Below are 11,510 nucleotides of genomic sequence, written 5' to 3' on the forward strand. Positions count from 1 at the left end.
CCACTCCCAGTCGGTGAACTCCTTGAACGGCTTCCGCTCGAGGTCGGAAGCCAGGAAATCCTCCACCGCGGCGATCAACGCGGGGTTGCGCTTCAGCGGCTCCTCTTTCTCCCCGCCGCACGCGACGCACAACGACGCCACCAGCGCCAGCAGCACGGTCAATCGCAGTGTGAACCTCACGCGTCCCTCCCCTCATCGGACAACGCAGTAGCCACCATCGGACAGCGCGCACGGCAACGACTCAGGCGGGCCACCCGGCAGGTCATGCCCAGGCTCCTTGCTCTCGTCGTAAGTCTCAGCGGGCCGGAACGGTACATCGTCGCTGTGTTCCAACTCGAATTTTTCGCCGATCCCCACTAGCATCCCCGAGTTCACCGCCTTGTAGACCGCGTCGGCGAGATGGTCGGCGTCCGTGTAGGTGGCGATGACGCGTCCCATCCGGTTGTTATACAGGTCCATGGCCTCCTGGAGGGGCGTGCCGCTGGACTTCATCTCATGGGCAGTCGTGAAGTCGAAGGAGAACTCCGAGCCGAACCGCTGGGCGATCAACGCGCTCCAGTAAGCATGGCGGAACGCGTCCAACTGCCCCGCCACGTTGGACTCCCCAGGGAAGCGCCTGTTGGCCTCGTCGACGGATTGTGTCACGAGACCTTCCATCGCGCGCAAGATCATGTACGTGTTGGTCAGCTGGACCACGCCGCAGTCCTTCCCCCGGAACCCTATGCACCCGCGCACGGCCTCCTTGAGGATCACCTCATATTCGACACGCGTGAGGATGACCTCCTTGTCGTCGTACTTGATGACCACGTTGTCGCGCGGGTCGGCGACCACCTGGTACGTGGACAGGAAGTCCTCGGTCTGAGATTCGTCCACTCGCGGGCTGGTCACGCCGGGGCTCGATCCGCAGCACGAGTCGCCGTTGGGCGCGGGGCAGCCGGCGCCGTCGACGCCGCACGTCGCGATCAGGCCGGAGGGGTCACTGAGCGTGACAGGGCTGTTGTTGGCGTAGGCGTAGCCGTTCCACTGCTGCGGGTTCTCCTGGTCCAGGACCGGGTCGACCGCGGTGAACCTGCCCAGCGCCGGGTCGTACTCGCGGGCGCCGAGGTGGACCGTGCCGCCGGGGTCCTGCACGCCGCCGATGAAGCCGTGCCGGTCGGGCCAGGAGCCGGGTGGTGCTCCGCGGGTGACGCCGAAGGGGTCCTGGTAGCGCTTGGTGACGGCGAGGGTGCCGGCGTCGACGGCGCAGAGTGCGGTGCCCTGGTGGTCTTCGACGGTCCAGGTGAGCTTGTCCGCGGTTCGTCGGGCGACGTTCTTGCCGCCGTGGGTGTAGAAGCGGGTACCGACGGCGGTGGTCGTGCCGGCGGGGACGAACAGTTCCATGTCGACCAGGTACAGGGTGGTGCCCGCGGCTTCCCTCGAGATCAATCGCGCGCCGTCGGCGTCGTAGAGGTAGGTCGACTCCTTGCCGGTGGCCAGGTCCTTGTCGACGGCGACCCGGCCTTCCTGGTCGTGCCTGAGCTCGTGGCCAGGTCGGGCCACGGTGCTGCCCACCTCGTTGTAGCCGTAGGTCGCCGTGGTCTCGGCGCCGCTCGGGTTCTTGGTGGTCGTAGAGGTGACGGCGTGCGGCCGGGGTTGGCCGGGCAGCGGGTACTCCAGTGAGGTGACCGTGTCGCCGGCGGCGGTGTGCCTGGTCTGGGTTTTGCGGTTGCCGGTCTTGTCGTAGGACCAGTCGGTCCAGTACGGGGCGGGCCCGCCGAGCCCTGTCAGCGACGGCGCGACTTCGCAGTCGCCGGACGACGGGGTCCACGCCGAGGTGAGCCGGCGCAGGTTGTCGTAGCCGAAGCACTGGTTGTCGGCGACGGCGGTCGCGGTGTCGTCGACCTCGGTGACGTCGCCGACGTGGTTGTAGGTGTAGGCGCGGTTGGCGAGGATCTGGTCGGTGGTCGTGGCGCGGACGGCCATGGTCGACGCGACGCGGGTGGTGAAGTCGTCGTAGGTGTGGGTGGTGGAGACCTGTTTGGGGTCGTTGGCATCGGCGTAGTTGACGCGCAGTACTTGGCCGATCGGGTTGTAGGTGGTCTGCGACACCAGTTTGGTGCCGGCGCTGCCGCTGGTCGCGTAGGACTCGGTGGGCAGGCCCAGCGCGTCGTAGTCGCGGAAGATGGTCTCCGCGGGCAGGCCGCCGAGGCCGGGTGAGCTGACCCTGGCGATGGCGCCGCTGTTGGGGTCGTAGGCGATCGGGAACGAGTGCGAGCCGCCGATGCCCGTCTCGCTGGTGGGGATCACCACGGTCGTTCCGGTCGGTCTGCCCGCGGTGTCGTAGCCGGAGACCTCCCGGACGTAGGCCTTGCCGCCGGAGAAGCGCACCGAACTGGTCGGCTTGCCCTTGAGCTTGGTGTCGTACGCCCAAGTGGCGAGCCGCGAGCCCGAGGTGATCGTGGTGTCGTACAGGCCGGTCTTGCGGCCGAGGTTGTCGTAGGTGAACGCGAGGGTCTTGTTCCGGGCGTCGGTGGTCGTCAGTACTTGACCGGCCGCGTCGTAGGTGGTCGTGCTGGTGCCGGAGTCGGGGTCGGTCTGGGACACCTTGCGGCCCAGCAGGTCGTAGGTGTGGGTCCAGGTGTTGGCGCCGGTGCTGTCGGTGACGGTGTGCAGCAGTTCGGAGCGGTGGTAGGTGTAGGTGGTGGTGTCGGCGGGGTCGTCCGGTCCGGTGTGCTGCCGGTCCTCGAACTGCTGGGTCATCACCTTCTGGCCCAGCCCGTTGGTGACGACCGCGGACGCGGTGCCACCGAGCGGCGGAACCGAGGTGACGCGGTCGCCGTCGTAGGTCGTGGTAGTGCGCCACTGCTCCGTGCCGTCGCGCAGCGACAGCACCGCCGTCGCCCGGCCGGCCGAGTCGTAGCGGGTCTCGGTGGTGTTCGGCACGGCGTTGTCCTGCACGACGTGCAGTGATGTCGACGGTGCGGCGCTGTTCCAGTACGGCGCGTGGGTCTTCCAGACCCGGCCCTGCGAGTCGTGCAGGGTGTCGGCGACGACGCGGCCGCCTTTCGCGTAAGAGGTGGGCGACTGGGTCTGCACGGTGCGGCCGAGCCCGTCGAACAACGCGTAAGAGGTCGCATACTGCCCCGAGGCCAGCAGTCTCTGGGACGCCACGACGCTCGGCGAGCCGGTGTTCACCGTGTACTCGAACTTGGCGTCCGCCGATGCGTTGACGCTCTTGCTGTGACCGGGCTTCCAGATTGCGGTGATCCGGCCGAGAGGGTCGTAGGTGACGTCGGTCCGCAGCCCGCCTTGGTCGATCTGGCCGGTGACCAGGCCAGAGGCCGGGTCGATCTCCTCGGTGGTGGTGAGCGCGGTCGGCACGCCTGCGATGGTCACGTTGGGCGACGTGGTGACCGCCTTGGTGACAGGGCCGCCGGTGGCCGGGGTGTAGCTGGTGGTGGTCGTCCGGTTGAGCGCGTCGGTGGTGGTCAGTGTCCGGCCGTAGACCGTGTCGTAGGTGGTTTTGCTCGTGGGGGTCTGGAACACTTCTGCTCCGCCCTCGGGCCATTCGGCGAGCTTGTGCACCTCGGTCATGAGACCGCGGGTCGGCGCCGCGCCGAACGCCTGGCCGTCGTAGAGCGTCCGCTCATCGGAGATGATGTTGGCGCTGGTCGCCGGGTTGTCATCGGCGCACGGACCGGAGATCTTCTGAATGGAGTTGGGGTAGGTCAGCATCCAGGCGCCGGTGTTCTGCGCGTAGGTGGTGCGTGCGCACGTCGTCTGCCCTGGGTCGTCGGTGTCGCCCTCGGTCTGCACCGAGGTCACCAGGCCGTGGTCGCCGTAGGTCATGGCGGTGCGGGAGGCGCGCCACTCGTTCGACGCGGCCAGCCACACCCTGGTCCAGGTCGCGCCGTTGGCGGTGTAGAACGACTGGATGCCGTGGATGTCGGTGGCGGTCGCGGCGGAGGACCACTGATCGTTCACCACGGTCTTGATCACCTGGCTGCCCAGGTAGGTCAGGGTTTCGCGGGTGACGCCGGCGTACTGCTTGGAGTCGGCGATGGTCTCGCCGAGCGAGTCGGTCACCGGCACCGACCGGGTGCCGCCGTCGGGTGCGACGTCGCCGTCCATGCCCCGCAGGTACAGCGACTCGGTCACGGTGCGCGGTCCGGACGGGTCGTCGGGGTTGCCGACCGTGGTCTTGACCTTGCCGTAGCCGCGCCACATCGACCAGGTGCGGTGCTCGGGCTTGGCGAAGAAGTTCTCGTCGTAGTGCCAGGCGGTGCCGTCGAGGTAGTCGTAGTGGGTGCGGGTCTGCTTGCCGAGCGTGGTGCGGCCGTCGGCGTAGACGTCGGTGACGACGTACTTGTTGAACCAGTCCAGCACCGGATCCTTCGCACCGGGCGGCGTCCAGTACACCGGGTAGCAGCGGGTGGGGTTGGTGGCGGGGTCGGGTGTGCCGGCCTGGCAGTCCGGGCCGGTGTAGTCGACCGTGGTCACCCCGCCGAGCTCACCGGTCACCGTCGTGATCCGGTAGCGCGACAGGCTGGTGTAGTCCTGGTGGGCACGCGTGCGGTTGGACTTCGACGTGCCGCCGAACGTCGTCGGCGGCAGGGAGACCGATCCGCCGACGAGACCGGTACGGGTGACGCTCTCCAGCCACAACGCCGGGTTGCCGCCGTCACCGGTGGCGGGGAATGTGTGGTTGAGGGTCCAGCGGTCGGCGTCGAGCCAGCCGCCCGCGCCGTTGCTCACCTGAGTGGTGATGGTGGTGAGCTTCTTGCGGGTGAAGAACGACGGCGAGACGCTCTCGCACACCGCGCCGGGCGCGCAGATCAGGTCGGCCGGCACGTCCGGCCAGGATTTCGCGGTGGTGTCGTTGAGCTGCGCGGGGTCGCAGGTAACGCCCCCGCCGGGCAGGCAGCGTTCAGCGGTGTCGAAGCGCACCCGCGCGGCCGGCTGGGCGTACGCGCCGCCGGCGGTGGTGTTCAGCCCGTACTCCAAGCGCAGCAGGTAGCCGCCACGCACGTAGGAGGTGCCCACCGTGGTGACGTTGAGGTTGCGCCCGTAGGCGTTGACCTCCGGCTGGTAGTAGTAGGACGTGATGTTGCCCCGCGGGTCGACGACGTAGTCCAGGTTCCAGCGCCACGCCTGCGTGCACGACGAGTCCGCGAACGCCGTCTGGTGGCACGGCTCGTCACCGTTGTTGCCGAACACCGGCGTCGTGAACGTCGACTGCGTCTCCGGCTTGTCCGCCGTCCAGCCGGGCATCCGGTTCAGCCCGAAGAAGTACTGGGTGCCGTCGACCGTCGTGATCTTCCAGTGCTCGCCGTTGAGCGCGCCGTTCGCCGCTCCGTACAGCCTTTCGACCTTCGAGCCGTCCTCCTGGCGCGGCCGCCAGACGTCCGAGTCGGTGGTGTCCTTGACCAGTTGGTTGCTGCGCCCGGCCAACGCCATGGTCGCGTTGTCGGTGGCCCAGCACTGGTCACCGGTCTTGGTCTGCCCGTTGTTCCCACCCAGGTCCTGGGCGCACGCCTTGTACTGCCGCTCGATGAACCCGCCTGTGGCCAGCGACCAGCCGTCGCCGACCCAGGACGCCTGGTTGTTCGTCGCCGACGTGGCCCCGTCCACCGTCCCCGACGAGTATGCCAACGACACGCCGGGCGTGGCGCCGCCCAACGCGGCCGGCACCTTGACCGGGTAGCTGTACGTGAAGTCACCCGCCGAACCACCCGCCGACCACGAACCTGCCGGTGACAGCGGGGTGGCGGTGTAGTCGCCCCCACCGCTGTCGCCGTCGGCGGTCGCTGCGAGCACGGTCGCGCTCGACGTCGAGGCCAGCGCGATCTCGCCGACGAGGTGCTTGCCCGCACGGTTCCCGTGCTCGACAGGTGTGCCGAGGCGACACTCCGGCTTGTCCGGTGTGGACAGCACGCAGTCCGGATAGGACACCAGCCGCAGCCGCTGCCCATAGTCGCCGCCGTAGGCCGCGGCGAACGCCGAGTAGTCCAGCCGGACCGACAGCGGACCTGACAAATCACCCGACATCGGGCTGATCCGGTACACCGGTCCCCTCAAGCCGACGCGGGCGCCGTCCACCGCCTCCACCTCGACCTGACCGGACGACCGACCCGCGGCCTTGGCCCCGTCCGGCGCACGGCCCGCCTGGCCGCGACCCCGACCGACCTCCAGACCCGTCACACCCGCGGCGACCGGAGCGGTACGGGCCGACGCCGCGGCCGGCGCCAGATCCACCACGGCACGACCGGGTTGCGGCAGCCGCACCTGCGGCGGCGCGGTCATCGCCCGGTCGGCCGACTCCGCCCGCGGCGCGGGACGGGCCTGGTCACCAGTACCGGGAACCGACCGCGTGTCCTGCAACGCGGGCAGGTCCCAACCCAGACCGTGCCATCCCTTCTTCGGCGCGGCGAACGCCGGGATCGGACTGGTCGCGGTCAACAGCACCACGATCGCGACGATGGTGGACTTGGCGAGCACGCCGGCTCTGCGTCTGTTCATGATTTCCGTCTCAACCTGGGTGTGGGAGAACGCGAAAGGGTCAGTGGACAAGACCGAAGAGGGAACCCGGGTCGTCGGCGGTGAGGTCGTACCGGATCTGGTCGAGCGTGCGCACGCCGGAGTGAACGCGCACACCCGCCACCCCGCCCTGCCACAGGTCGACCGCGTTGCCGCCCCACCAGCCTCGGCCGATCACGAGCGGGCCCGCGCCGTCATGGAAGCCGGTCGCGTCGACGCAGTTCGGCTGTTGGTCGTCGGCCTGTTGCGAGGAACCGTTGACGTACAGGCACGCCTTGCCGGTCACACGGTCGACGGTCGCTGCCAGGTGCGTCCACTCGCCCGGCACGGCCGGTGCGACGCTGTACACCGTTCGCAGGCAGTTCGTCGCCGTACGGTTGCACGACACCGCGAACGCCCACCGGCCCTCCACCTCGGTGGCGCCCTTGCGGTAGCCGAGCATGAACGAGCTGTTCGTCGTGTCATCCTGACCCACCGCGGTCCGCGCTCCCACCGCGTCGGAATCGGTCTTGACCCACGCGGACACGGTGTACGAGCGGTCGGTGCGGAAGTCACGCGGACGTGGCAGCGTGATCGCGGTGCCCTCGGCACCCGACAACGCCGCGTTCGCCGCACCGTCCCTCGCGACGAGTGATGCCCCGCCAGTGGCGGTGCCCGCGGTGTGGCCGTTGATGTTCCAGACGCTGTCCACGTAGGACAGACCGGCCAGCGCGGCGACCTGGCTCGCGGTCAGCGCCTGCTGCCAAAGCTGCACCGCGTCGATGGCACCGCGCATGATGCCGACCAGCGGACCGAAGCTGTACGCGCCGACGGTGACCTTACCGGAGGCGTTCCACGGCGTGGCGGTAAACGACCGCGAGCCCATCAGCTTGCCGTCCACGTAGAGCTGGATGCGCTTGGTCTCGTTGTTGTAGACGCCGGTCACGAGCGTCCACACGCCGGCGGCCGCGACCGTGTTGCTCCGGAACACCCACTGCGTGGTCGCGCCCGCCGTGTCCGACGGGTTCAGGCCGAAGATCCAGGCGTTGACGTCCGGCGAGTAGCGGATCGCGAAGCCCGGTACGTTCTGGCCCGACTGGCCCACCACGGCGTAGTAGCCGTTGAGGTCGTCCAGCTTGACCCAGGCGGACACGGTGAACGACTGCGAGGTGTCGACCGCCGGACCGGTCGAGTAGCTGTAGCTGTCCGTCGCGCCGGTGTAGCGCAGGGCGCTACCGGACTTGCCGGGCACCCACGACGCACCGGTGTTGATCAGGTTGTTCTCGTACCCGGCGCCGTTGTTGCTGGAGTCCGCGGCGGTGGTGCCCGTGTTCTCGTCGAACTTCCAGTAGCCCTCCAGCGACTTCACCGGCGCCGCCACGTAGGTGCCGGTGTGCTCGTCACCGGACGCGCCGGTGGCCAGCAGCTCGGTCGCGCCCTCGGCCAGGCCGAGGTTCGCCCGCGGCACGGCCGCCGTGGCCAGGTTGTGCGCGTCCTGCGATGACAGCACCCGCTGCCACGCCTGCACGTCGTCCACCTGGCCCGGGTAGTGGTCGGCGCGGATGCCGTTCCTCTGGGCCGCGCCGATGACGAACGGCCCGGTCGCGTTCCACAGCGGTGTCGCCATGACCGCCGAACCGGCGGGCTTGCCGTCAACGTAGAGCGACAGCTGCCGGGTGTTCGCGTCGTAGGTGCCGATCAGGTGGGTCCAGGTGTTGACCGCGGGCACGGCGGTCGCGTCCGCGGACGTGGCGCGGTAGGTGCCGGCGCCGACGTCGTCACCGGCCGTGGCGGAGATGCTCCACTTTCCCACGTCGGCCGAGTACTGCAGGTAGAAGCCGCTGACCGAGCCGCCGTCCTGGGACAGCACCGTGTAGTAGCCGCCGGTCTGCCGCAGGTAGGCCCACGTCGCGACGCTGAACGACTTGCTCGTGTCGAGCACCGGCGCGGCGGTGGCGAGGTAGCCGTTCGCCCGGATGTTGACCCCGCCCTTGACACCGTCCTTGGCGCCGAAGGCGTCGGCCTGGGTCCACGAGCTGCCCCGGTTGTACCCGACGTTCCAGCCCGCCTCGGTGAGCGTGGCCGGGTGGGCGGTCTCGCCGGGGTTGAGCACGGCGACGTTGTCGGAGGCCGTGGCGCCCACAGTGTCGTCCAGCGCCCAGGCGCCCTTGAGGAACTTCGTCGAGGTCAACGGCAGCACGGTGTAGGCGCACGCGTTGCCGGTGGTGGTCAGCGGACTGGCGCAGGAGCTGTCCGGCCCGGGCGTGCCCGCCTTGTTCACCGCGCGGACTCTGAGCAGGTTCTGGTTGGCATTGACCGCGGTGGTCTGCAAGAACGCGGACGCCCACGTCCTGCCGCCCGGTATGCCCACGGTCTTGTTCGCCGGCACGCTGGGCGAGCCCTGCGTCGACGGCTCGCTGCCGTCGGTGGTGTAGATGAACCGGTCGATGTCGAACAGGCCCGGCGTGGCCAACTGGACGTCGACCTGGAAGGTCGCGGTGTCACCCTGGTCGACCGGGGTGTTCGCGGCATGCACGGTCGGCGCCAGCGGAACGGTGGTGTTGACGTAGAACTCGCAGTCCCAGTCCCACCGGGGCGAGGACAACGCGCCGTCCGACACCCGCATCGCCCACTTGTAAATCCCGTCGGTGGTGATCCACCCCGCCGGCACGTGCACCTGGGCGAGCGCGCCCTGGTTCGGGCCGGGTGTGCCGACCCACGGCTTCGAGGCCGCGTTGTCGTGATAGGTGTCGGGCACGTCCGCGCCGTACGCACCACCGCTGGTCGCGAACAGCACCTCCAGGCTCCCGCCATCCGGGTCGGACACCCACGCCTGCAACTGCGGCGTACGCGTGAACACATACGGCCGGTCCGGACCCTTCACACACGGCACCGCACCGTTCTGCATCGCGTGACCGGTCGGGTCGTTCGGCGTGGAGTTGTAGCGCAAATCCAGATACGGGTTCAGCCCGAACTTCCGCCACGAATAGGTGTCCGCCTCCCGCTCACCCATGAGCAGGAACGTGGTGGCGCCCCAACCACCCGCGGCCGCCGCCTTCAACGCGGCCGTCGCGTCGAACACCATCGACACACCCGGCGCCTGGGACTGGTTGATCGTGTTGACCGACGACAGCAACGAGGACGACGTCCCCGGCACCGCCACCCCACCGGGCTGGTTGTCCCACGTGGTGTTCCCGTCGATCCCGCCCGCCAGGTGCAACTGCGTCGGCTTGGCCTGCGGACTACCCCACCACGAGTACAGCAACGTGGTGTTCAGATTCGCCCACGCGACCGTCTTGCCGATGATCGGGCCGGTGTTCATCTGCACGTACGAGCGGGACTTCCCGGAGCCCTCCTCGTTCTCATAACCGGCCTTCAGATCGGTCAGGTCGCCGGTGGACGCGTCGAAGTTCTTCGCCGTAGGGTGCCCGGACTGCACCACCACGTGGTGCGCCTTGCCGCAGGCGCCGCACGAGTACTCCGGGTCGAGGAACACCGGGTAGCGAGTATCCGGGTCCGCCAGGAACCCCTGGTCCGGCACGATGCTCACGCTCTCCGCGGACACCTCGACACCCATCACGGCCCGCCGCGGCTCACCCCGGCCGTCACCGCTGGAGTCCCACATCCTTGAGGCGTCACCGGTGAACACCACCGAACCCGCGGCGTCCACGACCTCCAGACGGGAATCCCCGGCCTGACGCCCGACCGCGCGGACACCGGCGTTCTTCGTGTGCGACCCGAACGTCACCTTGCGCAGCTTCGGGTTCCTCGCGGCTTCCGGCGTCTTCACCACCAGCACCTCGGAGAACCCGATCACATCCGCGGTCACCCGCAGATCCACCCCCGGCAGCACCTCGAGGTAGGTCGCCGTAGCGCCGTCCAGCACCGGTTCCGGGAGGTCGGCGTCCCAGCCGAGCCCCACCTCGACGCCCTGGTACCCCATCCTGACCAGTGGGCCGCGTCCCTTGGACCCCGTGCCCCCGCCCGACAGCGCCAAATCCACCACCGCGGCCTTCGGCGCCACGGTCCCGTCCGGGCGGCGCTCCAGCGTCGTGTCCGCCGCCACCCAGCCGCCGTCCCGCCGCACCCGCACCGGCCGCTGGTGCTGACGCCACGTGAACGCGCCGTCCGGCATCGCCCAGAACTCGTCGGTCTCCGACGTCTTCCCGGTGATCCTCACGGGCTTGTCCAACCGCTTCGCCAGCGCCACGGCAGACGCCTCATCCACCGCCTCGTCCACCACTGCGGCGGGCGTGGGTGCGGGTTCGGCAGTCGCCACCGCCATCGCCTGCACCACGGCCACCCCGACCAACGAAGCCGCGAGCACAGCCACGAGTCTCTTGCCGCGCGGTCTGTTTCCGCGCACGCCAAACGCCGACGTCATCTTGATCCCCCCTGGACCGCAGCAACCGGCTCGGGCTGCCACCACGATGCGAACGGGACAGAACACTGCCGCACGAGTTGATCCAGCACACTCGCCCGAACGGTCCAACTCCTGATCACTGGGCCGTTCAAACCACCCAGCCGATGAAATGCCAGACCGCGAGTGGATCACCGTGTCTGACAGCGGGGGCCGGTTCGAGATCGCCATGCCGAGCGTTTGATCGCCAAGGGCTGCGGTCTGGTCGCCCGGGACACGGTGAGCATCGCCGAACGCGGTTCCTACCGGGTCGGGACGGGCGAGGTCGACGTGCGCGCGGACGTCGCGCACGCCGTGACCGGAACCCGTCTCTACGCGCCGGACGATCCGCTCGTGGTGCCGAAGCCCGTCGGCGACACGCGGATCGACGTGACGAACGAGTCGACGTTGGCCGCGACCCGGCGACTGGGCGGCGATGTCGCGTGCCTGGTGTTCGCGTCGGCGCGCAACCCCGGCGGCGGATTCCTCAACGGCGCACAGGCGCAGGAGGAGAGCGTGGCCCGCGGTTCGGCGCTGTACCCGTGCCTGCTGGCGGCAAGCGACTTCTACGCCCACCACCGCGCGCACCCCGAGCTCACCTACAGCGATCGCGTGA

The 11,510-nt window shown here is 69.2% G+C and carries 4 protein-coding genes; 1 reads left to right on the forward strand and 3 read right to left on the reverse strand.

Annotated elements, in window-relative coordinates:
* The 3 genes from ADK67_RS50455 to ADK67_RS04945 form a co-directional block, all read right to left on the reverse strand.
* Positions 1–180 (reverse strand): hypothetical protein (locus ADK67_RS50455; RefSeq protein WP_157619934.1); only part of this gene is annotated, 180 nt, incomplete at its 3' end.
* A gap of 12 nt (positions 181–192) precedes the next feature.
* On the reverse strand, positions 193–6,498 hold the full coding sequence (locus tag ADK67_RS04940) for an RHS repeat domain-containing protein (protein WP_157619935.1): 6,306 nt from the start codon (positions 6,496–6,498) through the stop codon (positions 193–195).
* A gap of 40 nt (positions 6,499–6,538) precedes the next feature.
* A complete protein-coding gene (locus ADK67_RS04945) occupies positions 6,539–10,822 on the reverse strand; it encodes a LamG domain-containing protein (protein WP_053715193.1) in 4,284 nt (1,427 codons plus the stop codon).
* 273 nt (positions 10,823–11,095) lie between these two features.
* Between ADK67_RS04945 and ADK67_RS04950 the strand changes: the two genes are divergently transcribed.
* Positions 11,096–11,510: TIGR02452 family protein (locus tag ADK67_RS04950; RefSeq protein WP_231648021.1), on the forward strand; the 415-nt coding region annotated here is incomplete at its 3' end.

This window comes from Saccharothrix sp. NRRL B-16348 (genome assembly GCF_001280085.1).
Lineage (GTDB): Bacteria > Actinomycetota > Actinomycetes > Mycobacteriales > Pseudonocardiaceae > Actinosynnema.